The organism is Parasphingorhabdus sp. W113 (assembly GCF_055693205.1).
The window spans coordinates 3,408,605-3,432,049 of the sequence record NZ_CM146328.1 but is presented as its reverse complement, the minus strand read 5'-3'; the positions used below and the strand labels follow the sequence as shown (position 1 = coordinate 3,432,049).

Here is a 23,445-nt window from a genome sequence, read left to right as displayed (position 1 = left end):
ATGAGGCGATATGCCACCGGCATTTGCTCTCGGGCATTTGCGCTTGATCGTCCAACGAAAGCGGGTAGGTTCGGTGCTCAACAGGGGATAGACAAGATGATGGCTTTTGTGCGCTTCGTTCTCGGGCTGCTGATCGGCGCCCTCGTTACCTATATCGTCGGCACTGCGGTGAACGCGCAATTTGTCATTCAGGCGCATGGCGTCCCGGTCGCTTTCGCCGACCGGTTCAATATGACCATGTTCGATATATCCAACATGCTGCTCTATTTCGTGATCATCGCGGTGAGTTTCCTGATCGCCTTTCTGATCGCCGCCATGCTCAAGCGGCTGCTGCCCAATCTCGCTGCGATTGCCTATCCGATTGCTGGCGCGGCGGCGATGGGGACCGCGCTCGGTCTGATGTATGTGATGTTCCAGACGGTACCGATCAGCGGTGCGCGCTCGGCATTGGGCTTCGTTGCCCAGATGATCGCTGGCGGCCTTGGCGGCTGGGTCTTTGGCCGGATCATCGCGGGACAGTCTCAGGCGGCCGCGGCCTAGCCTTTCAAAGCGGGCAAGGATTCCGGACCGCGCCGGCGGCGATTCATTGACAGGCCCCAAAAATGAATGATACTCACTATAAATGAATCGGACTTAGAATTTTGAAGCCGGACCGATCCCGGTCTTTCCATGGAGTTGCCTGATGGCCCATACCCCCCGTGCGCAGTCTGATGCCGACAAGACCATCCGCATCGGCGGAGCGAGCGGCTATTGGGGGGAAAGCGCGATGGCGACGCCGCAGCTGCTGACCGCCAATCTCGATTATCTGGTCTATGATTATCTCGCCGAAATCACGATGTCGATTCTCGCTCGTGCGCAGGCGAAAAATCCGGACGCAGGCTTTGCCACCGACTTTATCAGCGCGGTACTCAAGCCGCATGTCCGAGCCATCGCTGCCAAGGGCGTGAAGGTCATTGCCAATGCCGGCGGGGTCAATCCGGCGGCCTGTGGTGCGGCGGCGCGGGCGCTGATCAAGGAGCAGGGGCTCGATTTGAAAGTTGCGGTGATCACTGGCGACAATCTGCTGGCCCGCAAGGAGGAAATCGCGCGCGATCCGCCGACCGAGATGTTTACCGGCACGGCCTTTCCGGACAAAGACAAGATTGCCAGTATCAACGCCTATCTCGGCGCTTTCCCGATCGCGAAGGCACTGGATGACGGCGCCGATATCGTGATCACCGGACGGGTGGTCGACAGCGCCGTGACATTGGGGGCCTGTATTCACAGCTTTGGCTGGCAGGCCGATCAATGGAACCTGCTCGCCAGCGGCAGCCTCGCCGGACATATTCTCGAATGCGGTCCGCAAGCCACCGGCGGCAACTTCACCGATTGGGAAGACGCCGGCAATATCGCGACCATCGGCTATCCGATCGCGACCGTCTCGGCCGACGGGTCGTTTGAAATGACCAAGCCCGAAGGCACGGCCGGGATCGTCAATATCGGCACGATCTCCGAGCAGATGCTCTATGAAATCGGCGATCCGCAGGCCTATATCCTGCCCGATGTGATCTGCGATTTTTCGGAGGTCACAATCACCCAGCAAGGCGCCAACCGGGTTCATGTGTCACCGGCCAGAGGCCGGCCGGCGCCGGACAGCTACAAGACCTGTCTGACCTATGCCGACGGATTTCGCGGCGGCACCTATCTGAGTTTTTACGGTTTTGATGCCGACCGCAAGGCGCAGGCTTATTGCGACGCTGCTCTCGCCCGATCCGAAGCGGTTCTGCGCGGGCATAATCTGGGTGCCTATGCCGAGACCAGTGTCGAGATTATCGGGGCCGAAAGCCAGTTCGGTGATTTCGCCGCGGATCACCGGCCGCGCGAGGTGGTCGTCAAGATCGCCGCCAAGCATGAAGAGGCGGCGGCGATCGGGATTCTGCTCAAGGAGCTGACCGGACAGGGGCTGGCGACGCCGCCGGGTCTGAGCGGCTTTTCCGGGGCCCGCGCCAAGCCATCGCCGGTGGTGCGACTATTTTCCTATCTGACGCCCAAGGCGGATTTGACCACTACGATCGATGTCGACGGGGTTTGCACGACGCATCAGGACGGGCCAGGTGCGCGCCCGCAGGCGGATGACATCGCCCGTCCCGAAGCGCCGCCACTGCCGGATCTCTCCGATGCGACCGTAGAGGTCCCGCTGATCAAGCTGGCCTGGGCGCGGTCTGGAGACAAGGGCGACAAGGCCAATATCGGGATCATTGCCCGTGACGCGGCTCATCTGCCCTATATCTGGGCGGCGCTCAGCGCGGATAATGTGGCCGCGCGGTTCACGCATTTTATCGCCGGTAGGGCCAGCGCGGCCAAGGTTGAAAAATTTTATCTGCCGGGTTCGCATGCGATCAATTTCCTGATCGATGCGGTGCTCGGCGGCGGCGGGGTGGCCAGCATTCGCAACGATGCCCAGGGCAAGGGCTTTAGCCAGATCCTGCTCGCCCATCCGGTCGCAATCCCGGTCCAACTGGCGGAGCAAATGGCATGACGGTTTTTCAATCCAAGGTGCAGGTCCAAAGCGAAGGCTTTCAGAAAAACCATGGCGAGATGTCCGCGCTGGTGGCGAAGCTGCAAGAACTGAATGCACGCGCGCCGGCCGCGTCGGCCAAGCGCAAGGACCGTTTTGAAAAGCGCGGTCAGCTGATCCCGCGGGACCGGCTCGCCCGGTTGCTTGATCCCGGCATGCCCTATCTCGAAATCGGTAATCTGGCTGGCTATCTGATCGATACGAAGGATGAGGAAAAATCTATTCCCGGATCGACGATCATGGCTGGCATCGGCTTTGTTGCCGGGGTCCGCTGCATGGTCGTCAATGATGATAGCGGGATCAAGGCCGGGGCGATGACCACCGGCGGTGGCTATCGCCTGCGCCGCGCCGAACAGATCGCGCTCCAGCAAAATCTGCCGTTCATCCATCTTGTTGAAAGCGCCGGCGGCGACCTGATCAACTATACGGTCGAGGAATTTCTCGCCGGCGGCGATCTCTTCGCCAATCTCGCGCGCCTCAGCAAAAAGGGCATTCCGGTCATCTCGGTGCTGCACGGATCATCAACTGCCGGCGGCGCCTATATGCCGGGATTGTCCGACTATGTCATTGCGGTGAAGGGCAAGGGCAAAGCGTTTCTCGCTGGTCCGCCGCTGCTCAAAGCCGCGACAGGGGAAATCGCCACCGAGGAAGAATTGGGCGGGGCCGAAATGCACGCCACGGTTTCGGGTCTGGCCGAGTTTCTGGCGGAAAATGATGGCGAGGCGCTGGTCATTGCCCGCGAAGTGGTCGACCGGCTCGGGTGGAACCGCCATTGTCCGAAGCCGGCGGTCGCCAGCTATCGCGAACCGCTTTATGATGCCGACGAGATTCTCGGGATTGTCTCGCCCGACTATCGCAAACCCTATGATGTGCGCGAAGTGATTGCGCGGGTGGTCGACGGCTCCGATTTCTCCGACTTCAAGCCCGGTTACGGGGTGTCGACCGTGTGTGTGCGTTCCGAAATCTATGGCCAGCCCTGCGCGATGATCGGCAATAACGGGCCGATTGATCCGGACGGGGCGACCAAGGCAGCGCAGTTCATTCAACTGTGCGACCAGGCCAATGTGCCGCTGATCTTTCTGCAAAACACGACCGGCTATCTGGTCGGCAAGGATTATGAGCAGGGCGGCATGATCAAGCATGGCGCGAAGATGATTCAGGCGGTGACCAATGTCGATGTCCCGCGGATCACGCTGATGATCGGGGCGAGCTATGGCGCCGGCAATTATGGCATGTGCGGACGCGGCTATGACCCCGACTTCCTGTTCACCTGGCCCAATGGCTCGACCGGCGTGATGGGCGGCGAACAGGCCGCGCAGGTGATGGAGATTGTCGCCGAGGCCGGTGCGGCGCGCGCCGGGATCGAACTGGATCGCGAAAAAATGGCGGCCCAGAACGCGCATCTGACGCAATTGTTCAATTCCCAGGCCGGGGCCTTTTACACCTCGGGTCATATGCTGGATGACGGGATGATCGATCCGCGCGACACGCGGCAGTCGCTCGGCTTTCTGCTGGCGACAGTCTGGGAAGGGCGCAACCGGACGGTGCGCCCGAACAGCTTTGGCATTGCGCGGATGTAGGAGAGAATTGCCATGACATCATTACCCGAGACAGAGAAAATCGTGCTGGAGCTGGACCAGGGCTGGCTGACCATCGCCTTTGACACGCCGGAGAACCGCAACGCCCTGTCGAGCGAACTGGTCGCGGAGCTGGTCGCCACACTGGCTGCGGTGCGCGATGACCGGCAGGTGCGCGGTATCACCCTGCGCGGCCGCGGCGGGGTCTTTTGTGCGGGCGGTGATCTGAAGGGATTCCAGTCCGGCTTTCATGGCGGTGAGGCGGATCATGAAGCAGTGGCACAAGCCAATCGCGCTGGCGGCGAGATGTTTGCCCTGATCAACAGCATGCCGCAGGTGGTGCTGATCCTGGTCGACGGCGCGGCGATTGCCGGCGGGCTTGGCATGGTCTGCTGCGGCGATGTGGTGGTGGTGACCCAGGACGCAAAATTCTCGCTGACCGAAACCCAGCTTGGCATCGCACCCGCCCAGATCGCGCCCTATGTCGCGCGGCGGCTCGGCGTGTCGAAAGCCCGGCGGCTGATGCTCACGGCGCAGCGGTTTACCGGTGCGGAAGCGAAGGACCTCGGGCTCGCGGATTTTGTTGTCGAGAATGAAGCGGGTTTTGCGGCGGTCGAAGCGGATATTCGCAAGAATGTCATGCGCTGTGCGCCGGGGGCTAATGCGATCACCAAGGAGATATTGCTCGCGGTGCCGCATCTTTCCACCGAGGCGATGATGGATTTTGCCGCCGACGGATTTGCCCGCTGCATGCTCAGCGCCGAAGGGCGCGAAGGCATTGCCGCTTTTGTCGAGAAACGCAAACCGGATTGGGCGGCGTGATGACCAGCCCAGCCCCGAACCGTTTCTCTTCATTGCTGGTCGCCAATCGCGGCGAAATTGCCTGCCGGGTGCTGCGCTCCGCCAAGGCGATGGGGCTGCGGACGATTGCGGTCTATTCCGATGCGGATGCCGACGCGCCGCATGTCCAGATGGCGGACGCTGCCTATCGTCTGGGGCCGGCGCCGGTCGGCGAATCCTATCTCGACCGCGACCGGATCATGGCCGCGATTGCCGCCACCGGGGCGGAAGCGGTGCATCCGGGCTATGGGTTCCTGTCCGAAAATGCCGATTTTGCCCAAGCCTGCGCTGATGCCGATGTGGTCTTTGTCGGCCCGCCGATTGGGGCGATTGATGTGATGGGCGACAAGGCGAAATCGAAGCGCCGGATGATCGCCGCGGGCGTGCCCTGTGTGCCCGGCTATCAGGGCGAGGATCAGGACGATGCGACGCTGATCGCGGCCGCGCAGGAGATTGGCTTTCCGATCATGGTCAAGGCGGCAGCCGGCGGCGGTGGCCGCGGGATGCGGCTGGTGACGGAGCAGTCGACGCTGCCTGATGCGCTTACCGCAGCGCGCAGCGAGGCGCGCAATGCGTTCGGTTCGGACGAACTGATTCTCGAACGCGCCATTATCGCGCCGCGCCATGTCGAGATTCAGGTCTTTGCCGATCAGCACGGCCATGTCATCCATCTCGGCGAGCGCGACTGTTCGGTCCAGCGCCGCCATCAGAAGGTGCTCGAAGAGGCGCCCTGCCCGGTGATGATCGCCGCGTTGCGCGCCGAAATGGGGGCCGCAGCGGTTCGGGCGGCGCAGGATGTCGATTATGTTGGTGCCGGCACGGTCGAATTTCTGCTCGATGCCAGTGGCGCATTCTACTTTCTCGAGATGAACACCCGGTTGCAGGTCGAACATCCGGTCACCGAGATGGTCACGGGCCTCGACCTGGTTGCGATGCAGATCCGGGTGGCGCAGGGCGATGTACTGGATCTGGCACAGGACGCGGTGACGCTTTCCGGCCATGCGATCGAAGCGCGGCTCTATGCCGAGGATCCGGCGCAGGATTTTCTGCCGGCAACCGGGCCGGTGGATCTGTGGGTTCCGGCAAGCGGCGACGGTGTCCGGGTGGATAGCGGTATCGCCAGCGGCGGGGCGGTATCGCCGTTCTACGATCCGATGATCGCCAAGCTCATCGCCCATGGCGCCACTCGCGAGGAAGCGCGGCGCAAGCTGATCACTGCGCTCAAGGACACCCGGCTGTTCGGCGTGACCACCAACCGGCGGTTCCTGATCGACGCGCTGGAACGCGAAGCCTTTGCCTGCGGTGACGCAACGACGGCGTTTATCGGCGATCAATTCAGCGATGCCGATCTCGAACGACCGGCGCTGACGACGACCGAGGCGGCGGTCGCGGCGGTGCTGCTATTTGTCACCGCGCGGCAAAACATGCATCACTCTGCCGTGGCGGTTGTTCCCGATCTGCTCAACTGGGCGAGCGCGACACCGCTGACCACGCCTTATCGGTTTGCCGATGGCGACGAGAATTGCGATGTCGCGGTTACGCCGCTGGATGCCGATCATTACACCGTGACCAGCGCTGACGATGATGGGGCGGATCAGACGGTCACCATCCGGTTGCTCGCGCTCGCGGATGGCTGGGCGCAGCTTGTGGTTGATGGCGCGCGGCAGCAGGTGGCGTTCCATCGCCCGGCGCGCGATTCAGCCGGCGCGCGTATCCAGCTGTCGGTCGATGGCCGGGATCACGACCTGACCAATGCCCATGCCGTGTTGGCTTCGGCCACCGAAGCGGCCGGGGCGGGTGCGGTGACCGCGCCGATGCACGGTCTGCTGCTGGATCTGTTCGTGACCGAAGGCCAGACCGTGGCCAAGGGCGACCGTCTGGCAATTGTCGAGGCGATGAAGATGCAGCATGAGTTATACGCCGATGTCGATGGCACGGTCACCGCCATCCATTTTGCCGCCGGCACCCAGGTTGCGGCCAATGCGCTGTTGCTCGATATCGCCATGGCGGATGGTGGCTAGAGCGATGGCCAGTCAAGCCGCCAAGACCAAGCAGGAACGCGTTGCCGAAAAGGAATCCAAGATTATCGCGGCGGCGCGGCGGATCTTTCTCGACAAGGGCGTCGAGGGCACCCGGATGTCCGAAATCGCGCGCACCGCCGATGTCGCCGAAGGGACGCTTTATCTCTATTTCCGCAACAAGGAAGCGCTGCTCCATGCGATCAGCGGCGCGCACTGGGCGGAACTGACCCAAGGCGCTCACCGCGCCATCGCCAGCTGTGAAAGCGCGATGGACGGGCTACACGCGCTGGCCGATTATCACATGGCGATCATGATCAGGGACCGGCCGCTGATCGAACTCAGCGTCGCTCTTGCGGGCAGCAGCGCCGCGGGTGAGCATGCGATCCACGCGTCAAAGCGCGCCTATGCCGGGATTTTTGACCGGCTCTACACGCGCGGAGTTGATCGCGGAGAATTTCGGCCCGATGCCGAACGCTGGTTCATGCGCGACCTGTTTTACGGGACGCTGGAATATGCCGCGCGCACCATTGCGCTGCATGATAAACCGGATGATTGCGCGGTCGCGGTTGCGAGCATGATGCGGGTGCTGGCCGATACGCTGACGCCAGAGCCCAGCCCCCGCGCAACCGGTGATGATCTCGCCGCAGTGACCGAACGGCTGGTGACCGCCGCGAACCAGCTCGAGAAACTGGCGCGCTGATCTCGGGGCCAGTCTAGCCGCGTTTCAGTTCGTTGCCAGTCAGCCGCACGACGTGCAGCAAATTGGTCGATCCCGGTGTTCCAAACGGCACCCCGGCGCAGACGATCAGACGCGAGCCCGCCTTGCCGAGCTTGTGGCGCAACGCCATGCGTTTGGCCTTGGCGATCATTTCCTCAAAATTGCTGACATCGCGGGTGACCACGGCATGCGCGCCCCATAATAGCCCGACCCGGCGTGCGGTGCGGCGATCCGGGGTCAGCACCAGCAGCGGCACCGAGGGGCGTTCACGCGCCATGCGGCGGGCGGTGGATCCGGACGTGGTGAAACAGACAATCGCAGATGTCTTGACCGTCCGCGCGATATTATAGCTAGCGGCGGCCAATGCATCGGCGGTGGTTTCGTCCGGCAATGTCTCGGTGAAATGGACCCGCTTGGCATAGGACGGATCGCTCTCGACCCGCGCCGCGATCCGGTCCATCATCGTGGCGGCCTCGATCGGCCAATCGCCGACGGCCGATTCCGCCGACAGCATGATCGCATCTGCGCCGTCATAAATGGCCGTGGCGACGTCCGAGACTTCCGCGCGGGTTGGCGTTGGCGAGGTGATCATCGATTCCAGCATCTGGGTGGCGACCACCACCGGTCGGCCCAGCTTGCGCGCTTTGGAGACAATTTCCTTTTGCAGCGGCGGAACATGTTCCGGCCGCAGCTCGACGCCCAGATCACCGCGCGCGACCATCACCGCATCGGACAGTTCGAGAATTTCGTCGAGCCGTTCAATCGCCGCGGGCTTTTCGATCTTGGCGAGCAGCGCCGCCTTGCCATCGATCAGCGTTCGGGCTTCGGCGACATCCTCGGGGCGCTGGACAAAGCTCAGCGCGATCCAGTCGACCTCCTGCTCGAGCGCGAAGGTGAGGTCGCGGCGGTCCTTGTTGGTGAGTGCGCTGACCGGGATCACCACTTCGGGGACATTGACGCCCTTGCGATCGGACAGCTGTCCGCCGGTCATCACTTCGGTGGTGATCTCGAGATCTGCGCTGGCGATCACGCGCAAGCGGATTTTGCCATCATCGAGCAGCAATATCTGCCCCGGCTCCAGAGTCTGCAATATTTCCTTGTGCGGCAGAGTGACCCGTTTGCTGTCGCCTTTTTTCTTCTGGTTATCGAGCGTGAACTTGTCTCCCGCCTTGAGCATGATCGGCCCTTTGGCAAAGGTCCCGATGCGCAATTTTGGACCCTGCAAATCGGCCAATATCGTGATCGGCCGGCCGACTTTCTTTTCCAGCGCGCGGATCGATTTGACATTTTCCGCATGGGCGGCATGTTCGCCATGGCTCATGTTCATGCGAAACGCATCAACGCCGGCCTCGAACATTTTTGCGATCATTTCCGGACTGCCGCTGGCAGGTCCGAGGGTCGCGAGCACCTTTACTTTGCGGTCGCGGGAGAACATATGCGATGCCATGCCATTTTCCTGTTTGTTCGCTTCGGTGCAGAGACCGTTAAGGCGGGTGTTACTGGCGAATCATGACAGGATCAAAACAAAAAGCAACGAAAGCCGATCTTATGACAGAACAAATTTCCGACGCCGCCGCCGCTGCCGCCTTTCGCCGTCTGGTGACCCATTTGCAGCATCGCCATGATGCCGAAAATATCGACCTGATGGGGCTTGCCGGCTTTTGCCGCAATTGTCTTGCGGACTGGGTGATGGAAGCCACCAACGCCGCCGGCGGCGCCATGACCAAGGATGAAGCGCGCCAGGCGATCCACGGCATGCCGACGTCGGCGTGGAAGAAAAACTTCCAGACCGAAGCAACACCGGAACGGCTACAAAAGATGAAGGAAAGCGTAGCCAAAAACGCCGACCCGTCCTAAAGACCCCCGATCGAATCCAAAAACCCATTTCACAGATAAACCGAGGACTGAATTTATGAGCGAAGGCAATGTTGCCGCAGACCAGTTGCGTCTGTTCATTGAACGTATCGAGCGGCTGGAAGAAGAGAAAAAGGGCATTGCTGACGATATTCGCGATGTCTATTCCGAAGCCAAATCCCAGGGCTATGATGCCAAGATCATGCGTCAGATCGTCCGCTTGCGCAAAATGGAAACCCATGACCGCCAGGAAATGGAAGCGATCCTCGACACCTATAAGTCGGCGCTTGGTCTGGCGTGATCGATCGGCTAGGCTCCGGTCCAAACAGGCGGGAGAATAGCAATGATTGTAACAACCACCCCTTCGATTGAAGGCCGCACCATCCGCGACTATCGCGGGATCGTGATCGGCGAGGTGATCGTCGGAGCGAATCTGTTCCGCGATCTGTTCGCCAGCATCACCGACATTGTCGGCGGTCGGTCGGGCAAATATGAAAATGTGCTCAAGCGGGCGCGTGACGAGGCGCTGCAGGAAATGCAGGCCGAAGCGGCGAAGCTCGGTGGCAATGCCGTGGTCGGCGTGGATCTTGACTATGAGGTCGTCGGCGACAAGGGTTCGATGCTGATGGTCTCCGCCTCGGGCACCGCCGTGGTGATCGATTAGAGCAGATCCGGCTGGGTCAGCAGGACATAGACCAGGCCGCTGGTCGCGATCAGGTTATAGGCCATGTGCAGGGCAATATTGGCCCACCAGCCATGGCGGATCCGGGCATAGCCCCAGATCAGCCCGCCGACCGTCTGCGGCAGCACAAAGGGCAGCAAGGCCAACGGATTGTCACCGGCATAGTTGAACAGATGCACCGAACCAAAGAGCAGCGCCTGGGCCCAGAAGACCAGCGGGAAAATCCGCACATACCAGTCCGGCACCGGCCGTTTCCACAAGACGATCACCGCGATCAGAACCGCGCCGGCAATTACCGCCAGCAGCTGCGCCGTGCCCATCGCCGCGGGCCCCGCCCAGCCCCATTGCTCATAGCTGTAGGTCAGCCCCATCCACAGCAGGACACCGGACAAGGGGATCAGCAGCCGCGGCGAACCGCTGAGCCACGAGCGGAACATCAGCTCTTCGATGATCGGTCCGGCGATCACGACGATCAGCAGCAGCTGCCAGACCGGGCGCTCGAACAGATTGGCCATGCTGTTTGACATGGCGACATCAAAGGCCAGCATGATCGGAAACAGCACCATCGCCATGGCCGCCACGATCAGGCAGTTGACCACGAACAGCCAGAGGAGATCACTGGGCTTCCCGGTCTTTTGTGCGCCTTTTTCCGGCAGTTTCGGCGCGCGCAGAAAGGCGAAGAGATCGCCGATGGTTGCGTTCAGGCGGCCAGCGGCCCATCCAATGGTTGAGTTGGGTTCGAACATGCGGCAAAGAGCCTCAATAATAACAATTCAGGTACGGACGAATCATATGGCAGGCCATAGTAAATTTGCAAATATCAAACACCGCAAGGGCGCGCAGGACAAGAAACGCGCGGCGGCCTTTTCGAAACTGTCCCGCGAGATCACGGTCGCGGCGAAATCGGGCATGCCCGACCCCGACATGAACCCGCGCCTGCGCCTGGCGGTGAACAACGCCAAGGCGGTCTCCATGCCGAAGGACAATATCCAGCGGGCGATCGACAAGGCGTCGGCCAATGAAGGCGATGACTATAACGAAGTCCGCTATGAAGGCTTTGGCCCCGGCGGCGTGTCGCTGATCATCGAAACGCTGACCGACAATACCAATCGCACGTTCACCAATGTCCGCACGATCATGTCGCGCAATGGCGGCAATCTCGGCGAATCCGGATCGGTGAGCCATGGCTTTGACCGGGTTGGCTATATTCAATATCCCGCCGCCGCCGGCAGCGAGGACAAGGTTCTCGAGGCGGCGATGGAAGCCGGTGCGGAAGATATCGCTTCGGATGATGACGGCCACGAAATCTGGACCGCGATGGAAGACCTGCATGAAGTCTCCGGCGCGCTGGAAAAAGCGCTCGGCGAGGCGGAAAATGTCAAGCTGGCCTGGCGCCCCTCGGTGCAGGTCGAAGTGAATCAGGAACAGGCCGAAACCCTGCTCAATCTGATCGACCTGCTCGAAGAGGATGACGACGTCCAGACGGTCTGGGGCAATTATGATGTGTCCGACGAGATCATGGAGAAACTGGGGTGAGCACATTCCCCTCCCGCTCGCGGGAGGGGTTAGGGGTGGGCCAGTCCGAACGCACCCTTAATTCCCACCCCCTTCCCCTTCCGCAAGCAGGAGCGGGGAATTGATCATCCTTGGTCTCGATCCCGGTCTCGGCACCACTGGCTGGGGCGTGATCCGGTCGCAAGGCAACCGGCTGTCGCATATCGCCAATGGCCAGATCCGGACCGACCCCAAAATGCCGCTCGCCAGCCGCCTGCTGACGCTGGACCTCGCGCTTTCCGATCTGATGGCCAATCACCAACCCGAGGCTTGCGCGGTCGAGGAGGTTTTTGTGAACAGCAATCCGCAAAGCACGCTGAAACTCGGCCAGGCCCGTGGCGTCGTGCTGCTCGGCGCGTCCCGCACCGGTCTCGAGGTTGGCGAATATGCCGCCCGGGCGGTGAAAAAAGCGGTAGTCGGTGTTGGTCAGGCCGACAAGGACCAGGTCCAGGCGATGATCAAGATCCTGCTCCCCGGCGTCAAGCTGGCCGGTGCCGATGCCGCCGATGCGCTGGCGGTGGCGATCACCCACGCGCATCACCGCGGGCGCTGATGTTCCATTCTCGGCCGGTGTTTTTCCACATTCCGTCATCCTGAACGTGATTCAGGATCCAGGCAATCACACGAAACGCTTGCATATTGACGCCCTGGATGCTGAATCACGTTTAGCATGACGAAAAGGCCAGATAGAACCCAATGATTGCAAAACTCACCGGTACGATCGACGAAATCGGCACGGACAATATCGTGCTCGACGTCAATGGCGTCGGCTATCTGGTCTTTGCCTCGTCGCGCACGATCACCGCGATTGGCGGGGTGGGCGATGGTGCGACCATCTATACCGAAATGCAGGTCAGCGAGACCGACATGCGCCTGATGGGTTTTGCCAGCGGGTCGGAGCGCGACTGGTTCCGGCTGCTGATCTCGGTCCAGGGCGTCGGCGGCAAGGTCGCGCTGGCGATTCTCTCGGCGCTCGAAACCGCCGAAATTTCCCGCGCCGTCGCCACCGGCGACAAGGCGATGGTCGCGCGCGCCAACGGCGTCGGCCCGAAACTGGCGCTGCGCATTGTCAACGAGCTGAAGGACAAGGTTGGCGGCATTGCCACCGACCCGATTGCCGGCAGCGGCGGGGCGATCCACGCGCCATCGAGCAACAGCGCCGACGCGGTCAGCGCGCTGCAGAATCTCGGCTTCAAACCGGCGGAGGCCAGTGCGGCAGTGGCCGCGGCCGATGCCGAGGCCGGCGAGGGCGTGACCCTGGATGCGCTCGTGCGGCTGGCGCTGAAAAAGGCGGCGAAGTGAAGTCTGCGTTGCTATTCTTGGTTGTTTGCTTGGTTTCATCACCAGCGTTGGCCTGCATGGCGGAACCTGTTCCTCAGGCAATGATCTACAAAACAAAACCTTCAGAGACGTCATCGGATTCAACGGTCATAAAGGCAAGAGTGATGGAACGCCCAGCTCAGTCTTGGGACGTGCGGATTCGTGTTTTGGAAGGACCACCAGAATTGGAACAGACCGCCATTTGGGTAAGCCCTGCTGATTTTTCATCTTGCACCTCAATTGGTCGGAATGTGGGGTATCTCGCAATCAAGGCAGATTTAGGTTCGCAAGCATCCAACAGGTTCGTGGGTGACGTTTTTGAGAGGAGTTGGCTGGATTGGATTGTTGATTTGTTTGGAGGTGATCCTTACTATTTTTCAAGCGATAGGGTCACACCCTTGATACTGAGTTTTCTGAATGACCGATCCTGACCGCCACGCGTCCCTCATATCACACCATCGTCATCCTGAACTTGTTTCAGGATCCATGTCCCGGATTGCGCAGGGCGTGCGTGTCTCGCGATGGATGCTGAAACAAGTTCAGCATGACGGATCAAATTATCGTTCAAAGCATGGAACAAAAGCTTCAGTTTCTCATCGGCGGCAAACCCAGATTCACCGCCAAATCGACCCATTGCGGATTGTCCGTTTCGATCAGATTGATCTTCCACTGACGGCGCCAGTTTTTCAGTTGTTTCTCGCGAGCGATCGCGCATGTCATGGTATCGAACCGCTCAAATCGAACGAGATTGTAAACGGCATATTTGGATGTGTAACCGGGCGCAAGATTGTTGCGGTGCTGATGAAGACGTTTGATCAGATCGGACGTCACGCCAATATACAATGTGCCGTAAGGCTTGCTTGCCAATGTATAGACGCAAGGTTGCCTGGCTTCCTGCATGATCCGATAGTAGGATCACCATGGATCCTGAAACAAGTTCAGGATGACGAAAACGGGGCGCTTGGCCGTGAATGATAAGTCTAATCTCAGCCCGAAACGGCAACCGGAAGACATCGACGCCGCCTTGCGGCCCAAATCGCTTGACGAATTTATCGGGCAGGAAGCGGCGCGGGCGAATTTGCGGGTGTTTATCGAAGCCGCGAAAAGCCGCAGCGAGGCGCTCGACCATACGCTGTTTTTTGGCCCGCCGGGGCTGGGCAAGACCACGCTCGCGCAGATTATTGCCCGCGAACTCGGTGTCGGTTTTCGCGCGACATCCGGGCCGGTTATCGCCAAATCCGGCGACCTCGCGGCGCTGCTGACGAATCTCGAGGAAGGCGATGTGCTGTTCATCGACGAGATTCACCGGCTCAATCCGGTGGTCGAGGAAGTGCTCTATCCGGCGATGGAAGACCGCGCGCTCGACCTGATTATCGGCGAAGGCCCGTCGGCGCGCAGCGTGCGGATCGATTTGCCGCAATTCACCCTGATCGGCGCGACGACGCGGCAGGGCTTGCTGACCACGCCGCTGCGCGACCGGTTCGGGATTCCGGTGCGGCTCAATTTCTACAGCGTCGAGGAGCTCGAAAAAGTCGTCCACCGCGCGGCCAAATTGCTCGATCTCGGGATCGCGCCCGATGGCGCCACCGAAGTCGCCCGCCGCGCGCGCGGCACCCCGCGCATCGCCGGCCGGCTGCTGCGCCGGGTGCGCGATTTTGCCAATGTGTCCGGCACCGCCACGGTCGACCGGGAAACCGCCGACGCCTCGCTGACCCGGCTGGAGGTCGACAGCATCGGCCTCGACGCGATGGACCGTCGCTATCTGCACATGATTGCGGATATCTACAAAGGCGGGCCGGTCGGCGTCGAAACGCTGGCCGCCGGGCTCAGCGAACCGCGCGACACGATCGAGGAAGTGATCGAGCCTTATCTGATTCAGCTCGGCCTGGTCGCCCGCACCGCCCGCGGCCGCGCGCTCAATGATCGGGGGTGGAGCCATCTCGGCTTGAAGCCGCCTGCCGGTAAAGAAGTGGATGGCGATCTTTTTGAATGATCCGTGGTTTTGTCGTTGTGGCGATAAGCATATGGCTGACGTCCTGCAGCGGACCAGAATCTCCGACGCGCGTATCGCAAATCAAATGGCACCCGGCGGAGATGATGAAACCACCGCATCACAATATCGAGCATGTCGTGGACTCCAGTCAAAGCGGCGACCTGATGTTGAATGGCGCGATTCTGGCGCCCGACCAGGCGAGGACTGCCCTTTTGCATATCGCCCGGCACCAACGCTTCGCCTATATCGACTTCAAGCCCGCCTGTTCCGATCAAAGGCCGACCGTGCAAAAATCCCGCACGATCATTGAACAAAGTGGTGCCTGTGCAGAGAATTTCTGTATTTGCGGCGGGATAACGGACGAAGACCCGCCGGTGAATCCGGCGATATCAATGCCCGACCCGTAGGATGCCATCGGCTTGGCAGCCGACCAAAGATCGCGAGAACCCGTGGATGGTTGGCCAATCTCAGCGCCCCGTCTGCGCCTCGCGCAACGCCTAGCCAATCTGCGCCGCGTCTGCCCAGGTGGCGTGGGTGCCGCTGCAGATGCGGTGGGGCAGGATGATCGTGCAGACCGGGCCGGCAGTGATATTCTGCGCATCGACGATGATGCACTCGCTGCGGTCCTGCTTCATGTCGGTGATGAAGCTGATCAGATAGCCGTCATCTTCGGACTGCGGGTTTTGGCGCGGGATGAACGGGGCTTCGGATCCAAAGCGCTGGTCGCCGAAATCATAGCGCTCCGCCGTACCGGTTTCGAGATCATGTTTGACCAGGCCGTTGAACAGGAACCAGCCGGGCTCGCCGGTCACGCTATAGACATAGCGATAGGGCTGGCCGGCGACTTGCGGATTGAACATGCCAAACTCGACCGGATAGGCGTCGAACAGGGTTTCCTCGCGGGTCTCGCCGGTTTTGAGATTGAAGCGCCAGCGGTGCAGTTCGGGCTGAAAGCTGTGCAGGTCGATGCTCGCACCCATGCTTTCATAGCCGGCGGGGAAATCGGTCAGCGGCGGCGGCACCGGCTGGTTCTGGAAATAGCCGTCGAGCACCAGTTCATCGCCCTCTTCAAAGGCATTGGCCCAGTGCAGGACATAAGTCGGCTTCGCATTGAACCACTGGATATCCTCGGACTGGCCGCGCCGCGGAGGATCCCGAACCGGGTCGGCATATCGGGATGATAGGCCGGAATGCGCAGGCCATGATCGAGCAGATCCTCTTTCCAGAACATCGGACAGTCGTTGAAAATCGCGTAATGTTCGGAAAAAGCCATGTCATGCGGCAGGCGCGGGCCGGGCAGCGGCACCGGGATGAAATGGGCGAGCTGGTCGTCCGGGCCGACGACGCCGTAATGGAGGAAGGGCGGCTTGATGCTATAGTTGAAAAACAGCAATTCGCCGGTTTTCTCGTCCAGCTTGGGATGCGCGGAAATGCCGTCTTCGGGCACCCAGTCGGCGGTGCCGAGCGTGTCCAGCGTGTCCGGGTCGAGCTGATAGCCTTCGCCGCACTGGTAAAAGGTCGAGAGGATCTTGCCGGCATGGACCACGACATCGGTCGAGCTGCTGTCCTTGACCGCGCCATGCGCGCCCCAGCCGGGCCGTTTCGATCTCGCCCGGCTTGCCCATGATTCCGGCCCAGAGCGGTCCGCCTTCTTCCTGTTCGGCGGCAAAACCGGCGGTGCGCACGAAGCGGTTGCGATAGACCGCTTTGCCGTCCTGGATCCGCAGCGTGTGGATCATGCCGTCGCCGTCAAACGGATGATAGCGGCCGAGACTGTCATGGAGCGGATTTTCGGTGTTGCGGACGTAAAGCCCATCAATATCATCGGGTATCGTCCCGATGACGGTCATCGAATCCGCGGTGACTTCTTCGAAATTCGGTGTCCAGGCGCCGGTGCGATAGGGGTGGTCATTGGCCCCCAGCGTGACCTTATAATCCTTCGCCCGGCTCGCCATCAGTCGCGCAGCAATTCGTTGATGCCGGTTTTCGAGCGAGTCTGTGCGTCGACCGTCTTCACGATGACCGCGCAATAGAGCGAGGGTCCCGGCACGCCGTCAATATTGGCCTTGGGTGGGGTCGAGCCGGGCACCACGACGGCATAAGGCGGCACTTCGCCGATAAAGACCTTGCCGGTGACGCGGTCGATAATCTTGGTTGAGGCGCCGAGATAGACGCCCATTGAAAGCACCGCGCCTTCGCCGATGCGGACCCCTTCCGCGACTTCGCTGCGGGCGCCGATAAATGCGCCATCCTCGATGATTACCGGTCCGGCCTGCAGCGGCTCGAGCACACCGCCAATGCCGGCACCGCCCGAGATATGGACATTCTTGCCGATCTGCGCGCAGCTGCCGACCGTCGCCCAGGTGTCGACCATTGTGCCTTCATCGACATAGGCGCCGATATTGACAAAGCTGGGCATCAGGACAGTGTTACGACCGATATGCGCGCCATGGCGAACCACCGCACCGGGCACGGCGCGAAAGCCGGCTTCGCGGAAGCGATTCTCGCCCCAGCCGGCAAATTTGGTCGGGACCTTGTCCCAGTGATTGGCACCGCCAGGCCCTTCGATCACCTGATTGTCATTGAGCCGGAAGGACAGCAGCACCGCTTTCTTAAGCCATTGATTGACCACCCACGCATCGCCCTGTTTCTCGGCGACCCGCAAGCTGCCATTGTCGAGTCCGGCCAGCGCGGCTTCGACCGCTTCTCGTTCCGGTCCCTGGCTGGTAATGCTGAGCGATTCCCGTTTTTCCCAGGCGGCGTCGATGGCGGATATCAAAGTGGCGGTCATGATGGTGCGGTGTCCTTATTCCCTGTTAGTGCCGTGATCCAGCTTTCCAGATCGCGGATCTCGTGATCGATAAAGTCCGGATGGTGATCGCGCGCGCCCCATTCCGATCCGGTATTGACCCAGATCGTGGTCATGCCCAATTCTTTCGCCGGAAGCAAATTGCGCGCCATGTCTTCGACGAAAAGCGCGCGCTCGGGGTTGATGCCGGTTGCGGAAACCAGGCTGTCATAAGCGGCTTTTTCCGGTTTCGGGATCAGTCCGGTCGCCAGCACATCATGGATCTGTCCGAACGTCTCGCCGAGCCCGCGATGGCCCAATACGCGCTCGGCATAGGCGCGGTCGCCATTGGTAAACACCAGTTTCTCGCCCGGCAGATCGCGGATCGCGGCCTGCAGGTCCGGCGCCGGTGCGAGGCGACTCATGTCGATATCGTGGACATAGTCGAGAAACGCCTGCGGCTCGGTGCCGTGATGGTGCATCAGCCCGGCCAGCGTGGTGCCATGGTCATGGAAATAGCGTTTCTGGACGGTGCGCGCTTCGACCGCATCGCAGTCCAGCGCCTGCTGGATAAATTCGCCCATTTTCACATCAATCAGCGAAAACAGGTCGCATTCGGCCGGATAGAGCACATTGTCGAGGTCGAATATCCAGTGGTCGATATGGGAAAATTCTGGCGGCATGGCTGTTCGCCTAGTCACTTGGCCGGGTTCCGGCAAGCATTGATCGCTGTTAAGCTGAAGGTAACCGGCTATACCGTAAGGCTGGCAGGGTTACGGGGAAGCAGATCTATGAAGCACGGTCGCGGGCTTGGCAGAATATCACTATGGACGGGGTCCTTGGCGGCCCTGGCCCTGTTGTCTGCTTGCGGCGGCGGTGGGGGCAGAACCGCCTCGACGCCCACGCCGACACCTACGCCTACGCCTACGCCGACCCCCACCCCGACACCAACCCCGACACCGACGCCGGGAACCACCCCCGGTCCTTATAACACAGCAGAATTTGCCGGGTCCGACGGGCCGCAGCAACATGGTGCGCTGACGGCTTATGATTCCGGCGCGACCGGGGCAGGCATCATCCTCGGCGTGATCGATAGCGGGATCAATGCGGCCAGTTCGGAATTTACCGGCCGGATTCATCCCGACAGCGATGATTTTGCAGGCAATCGCGGCCTGTCTGACGAGGGCGGCCATGGCTCGGCGGTCACCTCGGTGGCGGCGGGCAGCAAAAATGACAATGCGACTCACGGCATTGCGTTTGACACGGATATTCTGGTGCTGCGAACCGACACACCGGGGTCTTGCGGTCTCGACGACCCTGACGACCCGGATGATGACGGGTGTAGCCATGGCAGCTCGGCAATTTCCGCCGCGATCAACCAGGCGCGGACCTCGGGTGCGCGGGTGATCAATATCTCGCTCGGCGGTCCCGATCTCAGCAGCCAGACGCGCAACGCGATTGCCAATGCCACCGCAGCCGGCGTGATCGTCGTCGTCTCGGCGGGCAATGATGGCGCGGCCTCTCCCGACGGCTTTGCATCGGGCATTGCCGGCAATGGCAACGGCCTGGTCATTCTGGCCGGTTCGGTTGGCGCGGCTGGCACGATTTCCTCGTTCAGCAACCGCGCCGGAACCCAGTCTGCCTCCTTCTTGACCGCGCTCGGCGAACGCGTCCGCGCCGATGACCAGACTGGCACGCCGTTTCTGTGGTCGGGCACCTCCTTTTCCGCACCGCAAATCTCGGGCGCGGCTGCGCTGCTGGCGCAGGCTTTTCCCAATTTGACCGGCGCCGAGATCGTCCAGCTGTTATTTTCCAGCGCAGAAGATGCCGGCGCGGCGGGCGTCGATAGCGTTTACGGCCATGGCATTCTCGATATTGCCGCGGCCTTCCAGCCCCAGGGCCAGAGCCGGGTTGCCGGGACCAGCATTGCGATCGATCCGCTCGGATCAACCGGCCAGACATCGGTGGCGATGGGCGATTCCGCCCTGCGCGGTCAGAATGTCGGTGCGGTGATCCTCGATGGCTTTGATCGCGCCTTTGCGTTGAATCTGGCGCATGATCTGCAGGTCGCGGCCCCGCGCTATCAGCTCACCGGGGCGTTGAGCGGCAACCAGCGGAATATGCGCGCGTCGCGCGCAGGATTGCAAATATCCGTCAATATAGCCGAAGACACGCGTCGCAACCGGCTTGGCGGGCTGCGCAACGACAATCTTGCACTGTCCGAACCGAATGCGCGTCAGGCGCGCCTGCTGGCCGCGACGGTGGTGTCGCGGGTTGCGCCCGACATGCAGGTGGCCTTCGGCTTTCAGCGCAGCGCCAGCGGACTGGTGGCCCAGGTGCAGGGCGCTTCGACGCCCGCCTTTCTGGTCGCCCCCAGTCCCGCAAAAGAACGCGGCTTTGACAGCCGCACCGACGGCGCCCTCGCCTTGCGGCGGAGCATCGTTGGCTTTGGCCTGACTGCCTATGCCGAAAGCGGTGTTGCCGATGCCGCCGCCGATCCGTCCAATCTGCTCGACAATATTCTGCGCGACGATAGCGATCGCAACCGGTTCAGCACGGTGGGTCTGGCGCTGGATCGCCAGATCGGCCCGGCCGCGCTGCAGGTTGCGGCGAGCTGGCTGCAGGAAGACGAGAGCCTGCTGGGGTCGCGCTTTGCCGGATTTATCGGTGCAAGCGGCGCGCGCAGCCTGTTTGTCGACGGGCGGGCCGCGGTCGACATGGGCGGTGGTTGGCGGATTGGCGCAAGCTGGCGCCAGGGCTGGACGCAAGCCGACCGGACCGGTCTGGTGGCCGGCGGCACCTTGCAGAGCACCGCCTTCGCGGCGGATCTGGTCAAGGCGGGCCTGTTCCACAGCACCGACCAGATCGCGTTTCGCTTTGCTCAGCCGCTGCGCGTATCTTCGGGCGGCCTGACGCTCGATCTGCCGGTGGGCTATGACTATCAGACGTTGCAGACCAGCTTCGGCCAGCGCCGACTGAACCTCGCCCCGCGTGGCCGGGAACTGGTCAGCGAAATGGCCTATGCCACGCCCTTATGGGGCGGATATCTCAACACCAACCTGTTCTGGCGCCAGGAACCGGGACATTTCGAAACGCTCCCGGATGATTTCGGCGCGGCGGTGCGGTTTCAACTGCAATTTTAGGGGGGTTTGAGAGGAATTTTGGACGTCAGGCGCCGGGAGGAGAGTTTTTTGGACCTCAGGCGCCGGGCGGCGACATTCATCGCCTTGGCTACGCGCCAATAAGGCGCGGCGGCCAGTCGGCCTTGTCTCCGCTAAGCGTCGGTTTGGTGGCCAACGGCCAGTTGGTCTACCGAGCGAAGCGAGGCAAGCGCGACCGCGCGCCCGAGCTTATGCGAGGATAGCCAAGCGGGCGGATGCCCGCGCCCGGCGCCTGAGGTTAAAAAAGAATCCATCCCCCGCCAGCCACTCACGCCAACGAAAACACCAAACCGACGCATCGCGTCGGCAAGCGCGACCGCGCGTCCGACCCCGGACTTGATCCGGGGGAGGAAAGCCAAGGCGACGGATGTCGCCGCCCGGCGCCTGAGGTAAAAAAACCTACGCCCGCGCTCCGGTTTCTTCCACGCTCGCGCTGTTGTGGCGCAGCGCCTTCAGCACCGTATCGACAATACCGTCGGCATCGAGACCGGCGGCGGCATATTGCAATTCGGGCTTGTCCTGATCCTGAAATTCGTCCGGCAGCCGCATGGTGCGGATTTTCAAGCCCGCGTCGGTCAGGCCGGTGTCCGATGCCAAGGTCAGCACATGCGCGCCGAGACCGCCGACGGACGCTTCCTCGACCGTGACCGCGACTTCATGGGTGGTCAGCAGCTTGCGGATCAGATCTTCATCGAGCGGCTTGGCAAAACGCAGGTCGGCAACCGTCGTGCTCAGGCCCTTGGCATCGAGCCGATCGGCCGCCTTCATCGCTTCGCCAAGACGTGCGCCAAGCGAGAGGATGGCCACCTTGCTGCCTTCGCGGACGATCCGGCCCTTGCCGATTTCGAGCGCTTCGAGCTGTTCGGGAATCGGAACACCGGTGCCGTTGCCGCGCGGATAGCGGAAGGCGATCGGGCCCTTGTCATATTGCGCAGCGGTATAGGTCATATGCGCCAGTTCGGCTTCGTCGGATGCGGCCATGACCACCATGTTGGGCAGCGTGGCCAGATAGGTTATGTCAAAGCTGCCGGCATGGGTGCTGCCGTCGGCGCCGACCAGACCGGCGCGATCAATCGCAAAGCGGACCGGCAGATTCTGGATCGCAACATCATGGACGACCTGATCATAGGCGCGCTGCAAAAAGGTCGAATAAATTGCGCAAAACGGGCGCATGCCCTGGGCAGCGAGACCGGCGGCAAAGGTCACCCCATGCTGCTCCGCAATCCCGACATCAAAGGCCTTGTCGGGATGGGCCTTGGCAAATTTGTCGACGCCGGTGCCCGACGGCATCGCCGCGGTAATGGCGCAGATCCGGGAGTCGGTTTCGGCCAGCTTGGCCAGCGTTTCGCCGAAAACATTCTGATAGGCCGGCGGTCCGCCGCCGGGGCCCTTGTCCTGCTTGCCGGAGACGACATCGAACTTCGCGACGCCGTGATATTTGTCCGCCGCTTCTTCGGCCGGCTTGTAGCCCTTGCCCTTTTCGGTGACGACATGGATCAGGCAGGGCCCTTCGGCCGCATCCCGGACATTTTCCAGAATCGGTATCAAATGCTCCATATTATGGCCGTCAATCGGGCCGACATAATAGAAGCCAAGCTCTTCGAACAGCGTGCCGCCCATCGTCATGCCGCGGGCATATTCATCCGTTTTGCGGGCCGCATCGTGGAGCGATTTGGGCAGTTTCCGTGCAATTCGGCGGGCCAGCTGCCGGATGCCGAGAAATTCGCGGGAGGACACGATCCGCGCGAGATAAGCGGACAGACCGCCAACTGGCGGCGCAATCGACATGTCATTGTCGTTGAGAATGACGACCAGCCGGTTGCCGGCGGTCTCGGCATTGTTCATCGCTTCATAGGCCATGCCGGCGCTCATCGCACCGTCGCCGATCACCGCAATGCCGCGGCCGGGCTTGTCGTTCAGTTTGTTGGCGACCGCAAAGCCGAGCGCCGCGCTGATCGACGTCGAACTATGCGCCGCACCGAACGGATCATATTCGCTTTCGCTGCGCTTGGTGAAGCCGGACAGGCCGCCGCCTTGCCGCAGGGTGCGGATACGATCGCGCCGTCCGGTGAGAATCTTGTGCGGATAGCATTGGTGGCCAACATCCCAGACCAGCCGATCTTCGGGCGTGTTGAAGACATAGTGGATGGCAGCGGTCAGTTCGACCACGCCCAGCCCGGCGCCGAGATGGCCACCGGTTACCGACACGGTATCGATCACTTCAGCGCGCAGTTCATCGGCAAATTGCCGCAATTGTTCCGGCTTTAATTTTCGCAGGTCCGCTGGTTCAGATACGGTATCCAGAAGCGGTGTATTCGGGCCGGACATAGTTACTCCCTGTTTGACACCAGCATTAGCCCCATTTCCCGGGGATGTCGAA

General features: G+C 61.5%; 22 protein-coding genes and 2 pseudogenes. 16 read left to right on the top strand and 8 right to left on the bottom strand.

Annotated features, from left to right (window positions below; genetic code table 11):
• Window positions 1-96: 96 nt before the first annotated feature.
• The 6 genes from ACZ1GS_RS16650 (at window position 97) to ACZ1GS_RS16625 (ending at window position 7,695) form a co-directional block, all read left to right on the top strand.
• Complete coding sequence (locus tag ACZ1GS_RS16650; protein ID WP_472696285.1) at window positions 97-540, top strand: hypothetical protein; 444 nt, start codon at window positions 97-99, stop codon at window positions 538-540.
• A 142-nt stretch (window positions 541-682) separates the two neighbouring features.
• Window positions 683-2,518 carry an acyclic terpene utilization AtuA family protein gene (locus ACZ1GS_RS16645; protein ID WP_472696284.1) on the top strand — a complete coding sequence of 612 codons (1,836 nt, stop codon included), beginning with the start codon at window positions 683-685 and terminating at the stop codon, window positions 2,516-2,518.
• The gene (locus ACZ1GS_RS16640; protein WP_472696283.1) at window positions 2,515-4,137 is read left to right on the top strand and encodes an acyl-CoA carboxylase subunit beta; all 1,623 of its coding nucleotides are present in this window, start codon (window positions 2,515-2,517) and stop codon (window positions 4,135-4,137) included. The genes ACZ1GS_RS16645 and ACZ1GS_RS16640 overlap by 4 nt, the downstream gene beginning before the upstream one ends.
• 12 nt (window positions 4,138-4,149) lie before the next feature.
• On the top strand, window positions 4,150-4,956 hold the full coding sequence (locus ACZ1GS_RS16635) for an enoyl-CoA hydratase/isomerase family protein (RefSeq protein WP_472696282.1): 807 nt from the start codon (window positions 4,150-4,152) through the stop codon (window positions 4,954-4,956).
• A complete protein-coding gene (locus ACZ1GS_RS16630; RefSeq protein WP_472696281.1) occupies window positions 4,956-6,995 on the top strand; it encodes an acetyl/propionyl/methylcrotonyl-CoA carboxylase subunit alpha in 2,040 nt (679 codons plus the stop codon). The genes ACZ1GS_RS16635 and ACZ1GS_RS16630 overlap by 1 nt, the downstream gene beginning before the upstream one ends.
• 4 nt (window positions 6,996-6,999) lie before the next feature.
• Complete coding sequence (locus ACZ1GS_RS16625; RefSeq protein ID WP_472696280.1) at window positions 7,000-7,695, top strand: TetR/AcrR family transcriptional regulator; 696 nt, start codon at window positions 7,000-7,002, stop codon at window positions 7,693-7,695.
• 13 nt (window positions 7,696-7,708) lie between these two features.
• Here the strand turns inward: ACZ1GS_RS16625 and pyk are convergent, their stop codons facing one another.
• Window positions 7,709-9,160 (bottom strand): pyruvate kinase, encoded by a 1,452-nt coding sequence (gene pyk, locus ACZ1GS_RS16620; protein ID WP_472696279.1) that lies wholly within the window; start codon window positions 9,158-9,160, stop codon window positions 7,709-7,711.
• A gap of 101 nt (window positions 9,161-9,261) precedes the next feature.
• Here pyk and ACZ1GS_RS16615 point away from each other — a divergent pair, with 101 nt between their 5' ends.
• The 3 genes from ACZ1GS_RS16615 to ACZ1GS_RS16605 are packed head-to-tail and all read left to right on the top strand — an operon-like array spanning window position 9,262 to window position 10,231.
• Complete coding sequence (locus tag ACZ1GS_RS16615) at window positions 9,262-9,570, top strand: DUF1244 domain-containing protein (RefSeq protein WP_472696278.1); 309 nt, start codon at window positions 9,262-9,264, stop codon at window positions 9,568-9,570.
• A gap of 55 nt (window positions 9,571-9,625) precedes the next feature.
• Window positions 9,626-9,868: a DUF2312 domain-containing protein gene (locus ACZ1GS_RS16610; protein WP_074203789.1), complete on the top strand. Its 243-nt coding sequence runs from the start codon at window positions 9,626-9,628 to the stop codon at window positions 9,866-9,868.
• A gap of 42 nt (window positions 9,869-9,910) precedes the next feature.
• Entirely contained in the window at window positions 9,911-10,231 is a 321-nt protein-coding gene (locus ACZ1GS_RS16605; protein ID WP_472696277.1) for a heavy metal-binding domain-containing protein, read from the top strand.
• Here the strand turns inward: ACZ1GS_RS16605 and ACZ1GS_RS16600 are convergent.
• Window positions 10,228-10,995, bottom strand: coding sequence for a CPBP family glutamic-type intramembrane protease (locus ACZ1GS_RS16600; RefSeq protein ID WP_472696276.1), 768 nt, complete (start codon window positions 10,993-10,995; stop codon window positions 10,228-10,230). The two genes, ACZ1GS_RS16605 and ACZ1GS_RS16600, sit on opposite strands and share 4 nt — an antisense overlap.
• 46 nt (window positions 10,996-11,041) lie before the next feature.
• On the opposite strand from ACZ1GS_RS16600, the gene ACZ1GS_RS16595 reads away from it, so the two are divergent.
• From ACZ1GS_RS16595 to ACZ1GS_RS16580, 4 genes are all read left to right on the top strand, one after another.
• On the top strand, window positions 11,042-11,785 hold the full coding sequence (locus ACZ1GS_RS16595; RefSeq protein ID WP_472696275.1) for a YebC/PmpR family DNA-binding transcriptional regulator: 744 nt from the start codon (window positions 11,042-11,044) through the stop codon (window positions 11,783-11,785).
• A gap of 100 nt (window positions 11,786-11,885) precedes the next feature.
• On the top strand, window positions 11,886-12,356 hold the full coding sequence (gene ruvC, locus ACZ1GS_RS16590; protein ID WP_472696274.1) for a crossover junction endodeoxyribonuclease RuvC: 471 nt from the start codon (window positions 11,886-11,888) through the stop codon (window positions 12,354-12,356).
• A 143-nt stretch (window positions 12,357-12,499) separates the two neighbouring features.
• Window positions 12,500-13,105: a Holliday junction branch migration protein RuvA gene (ruvA, locus tag ACZ1GS_RS16585; RefSeq protein ID WP_472696273.1), complete on the top strand. Its 606-nt coding sequence runs from the start codon at window positions 12,500-12,502 to the stop codon at window positions 13,103-13,105.
• Window positions 13,106-13,161: 56 nt separating this feature from the next.
• Window positions 13,162-13,554 (top strand): hypothetical protein, encoded by a 393-nt coding sequence (locus ACZ1GS_RS16580; protein WP_472696272.1) that lies wholly within the window; start codon window positions 13,162-13,164, stop codon window positions 13,552-13,554.
• 154 nt (window positions 13,555-13,708) lie between these two features.
• Here the strand turns inward: ACZ1GS_RS16580 and ACZ1GS_RS16575 are convergent, their stop codons facing one another.
• Complete coding sequence (locus ACZ1GS_RS16575; protein ID WP_472696271.1) at window positions 13,709-14,023, bottom strand: GIY-YIG nuclease family protein; 315 nt, start codon at window positions 14,021-14,023, stop codon at window positions 13,709-13,711.
• Window positions 14,024-14,066: 43 nt separating this feature from the next.
• Here ACZ1GS_RS16575 and ruvB point away from each other — a divergent pair, with 43 nt between their 5' ends.
• Window positions 14,067-15,116, top strand: a complete 1,050-nt coding sequence (ruvB, locus tag ACZ1GS_RS16570; RefSeq protein WP_472696270.1) for a Holliday junction branch migration DNA helicase RuvB — start codon at window positions 14,067-14,069, stop codon at window positions 15,114-15,116.
• A gap of 101 nt (window positions 15,117-15,217) precedes the next feature.
• Window positions 15,218-15,523 (top strand): hypothetical protein, encoded by a 306-nt coding sequence (locus tag ACZ1GS_RS16565; RefSeq protein WP_472696269.1) that lies wholly within the window; start codon window positions 15,218-15,220, stop codon window positions 15,521-15,523.
• A 90-nt stretch (window positions 15,524-15,613) separates the two neighbouring features.
• Here the strand turns inward: ACZ1GS_RS16565 and ACZ1GS_RS16560 are convergent.
• The 4 genes and pseudogenes from ACZ1GS_RS16560 to ACZ1GS_RS16545 all read right to left on the bottom strand — a co-directional run bounded on the left by ACZ1GS_RS16560 (window position 15,614) and on the right by ACZ1GS_RS16545 (window position 18,587).
• Window positions 15,614-16,662, bottom strand: a pseudogene (locus ACZ1GS_RS16560) (carotenoid oxygenase family protein).
• A gap of 121 nt (window positions 16,663-16,783) precedes the next feature.
• Window positions 16,784-16,966 (bottom strand): annotated as a pseudogene (locus ACZ1GS_RS16555) (carotenoid oxygenase family protein); the annotation flags it as partial.
• 104 nt (window positions 16,967-17,070) lie between these two features.
• Window positions 17,071-17,907, bottom strand: a complete 837-nt coding sequence (gene dapD, locus ACZ1GS_RS16550; RefSeq protein ID WP_472696268.1) for a 2,3,4,5-tetrahydropyridine-2,6-dicarboxylate N-succinyltransferase — start codon at window positions 17,905-17,907, stop codon at window positions 17,071-17,073.
• Entirely contained in the window at window positions 17,904-18,587 is a 684-nt protein-coding gene (locus tag ACZ1GS_RS16545; RefSeq protein WP_472696267.1) for a pyrimidine 5'-nucleotidase, read from the bottom strand. Before ACZ1GS_RS16545 ends, dapD begins: the two co-directional genes overlap by 4 nt.
• Window positions 18,588-18,695: 108 nt before the next feature.
• On the opposite strand from ACZ1GS_RS16545, the gene ACZ1GS_RS16540 reads away from it, so the two are divergent.
• Window positions 18,696-21,047 carry a S8 family peptidase gene (locus ACZ1GS_RS16540; RefSeq protein WP_472696266.1) on the top strand — a complete coding sequence of 784 codons (2,352 nt, stop codon included), beginning with the start codon at window positions 18,696-18,698 and terminating at the stop codon, window positions 21,045-21,047.
• A 417-nt stretch (window positions 21,048-21,464) separates the two neighbouring features.
• Here ACZ1GS_RS16540 and dxs read toward each other — a convergent pair whose 3' ends face one another.
• On the bottom strand, window positions 21,465-23,393 hold the full coding sequence (gene dxs / locus ACZ1GS_RS16535; RefSeq protein ID WP_472696265.1) for a 1-deoxy-D-xylulose-5-phosphate synthase: 1,929 nt from the start codon (window positions 23,391-23,393) through the stop codon (window positions 21,465-21,467).
• Window positions 23,394-23,445: the final 52 nt, after the last annotated feature.

Bases quoted from the DNA above. Each gene is read 5' to 3' on its own strand.
- ACZ1GS_RS16545 (WP_472696267.1), bottom strand. From the start codon at position 18,587: ATGCCGCCAGAATTTTCCCATATCGACCACTGGATATTCGACCTCGAC.
- ACZ1GS_RS16640 (WP_472696283.1), top strand. From the start codon at position 2,515: ATGACGGTTTTTCAATCCAAGGTGCAGGTCCAAAGCGAAGGCTTTCAG.
- ACZ1GS_RS16630 (WP_472696281.1), top strand. From the start codon at position 4,956: ATGACCAGCCCAGCCCCGAACCGTTTCTCTTCATTGCTGGTCGCCAAT.
- ACZ1GS_RS16540 (WP_472696266.1), top strand. From the start codon at position 18,696: ATGAAGCACGGTCGCGGGCTTGGCAGAATATCACTATGGACGGGGTCC.
- ACZ1GS_RS16580 (WP_472696272.1), top strand. From the start codon at position 13,162: ATGGCGGAACCTGTTCCTCAGGCAATGATCTACAAAACAAAACCTTCA.
- ACZ1GS_RS16575 (WP_472696271.1), bottom strand. From the start codon at position 14,023: ATGCAGGAAGCCAGGCAACCTTGCGTCTATACATTGGCAAGCAAGCCT.
- ACZ1GS_RS16650 (WP_472696285.1), top strand. From the start codon at position 97: ATGATGGCTTTTGTGCGCTTCGTTCTCGGGCTGCTGATCGGCGCCCTC.
- ACZ1GS_RS16625 (WP_472696280.1), top strand. From the start codon at position 7,000: ATGGCCAGTCAAGCCGCCAAGACCAAGCAGGAACGCGTTGCCGAAAAG.
- ACZ1GS_RS16610 (WP_074203789.1), top strand. From the start codon at position 9,626: ATGAGCGAAGGCAATGTTGCCGCAGACCAGTTGCGTCTGTTCATTGAA.
- dxs (WP_472696265.1), bottom strand. From the start codon at position 23,393: ATGTCCGGCCCGAATACACCGCTTCTGGATACCGTATCTGAACCAGCG.
- dapD (WP_472696268.1), bottom strand. From the start codon at position 17,907: ATGACCGCCACTTTGATATCCGCCATCGACGCCGCCTGGGAAAAACGG.
- ACZ1GS_RS16605 (WP_472696277.1), top strand. From the start codon at position 9,911: ATGATTGTAACAACCACCCCTTCGATTGAAGGCCGCACCATCCGCGAC.
- ACZ1GS_RS16645 (WP_472696284.1), top strand. From the start codon at position 683: ATGGCCCATACCCCCCGTGCGCAGTCTGATGCCGACAAGACCATCCGC.
- ACZ1GS_RS16600 (WP_472696276.1), bottom strand. From the start codon at position 10,995: ATGTTCGAACCCAACTCAACCATTGGATGGGCCGCTGGCCGCCTGAAC.
- pyk (WP_472696279.1), bottom strand. From the start codon at position 9,160: ATGGCATCGCATATGTTCTCCCGCGACCGCAAAGTAAAGGTGCTCGCG.
- ACZ1GS_RS16595 (WP_472696275.1), top strand. From the start codon at position 11,042: ATGGCAGGCCATAGTAAATTTGCAAATATCAAACACCGCAAGGGCGCG.
- ACZ1GS_RS16635 (WP_472696282.1), top strand. From the start codon at position 4,150: ATGACATCATTACCCGAGACAGAGAAAATCGTGCTGGAGCTGGACCAG.
- ruvB (WP_472696270.1), top strand. From the start codon at position 14,067: ATGACGAAAACGGGGCGCTTGGCCGTGAATGATAAGTCTAATCTCAGC.
- ACZ1GS_RS16565 (WP_472696269.1), top strand. From the start codon at position 15,218: ATGATGAAACCACCGCATCACAATATCGAGCATGTCGTGGACTCCAGT.
- ruvA (WP_472696273.1), top strand. From the start codon at position 12,500: ATGATTGCAAAACTCACCGGTACGATCGACGAAATCGGCACGGACAAT.
- ACZ1GS_RS16615 (WP_472696278.1), top strand. From the start codon at position 9,262: ATGACAGAACAAATTTCCGACGCCGCCGCCGCTGCCGCCTTTCGCCGT.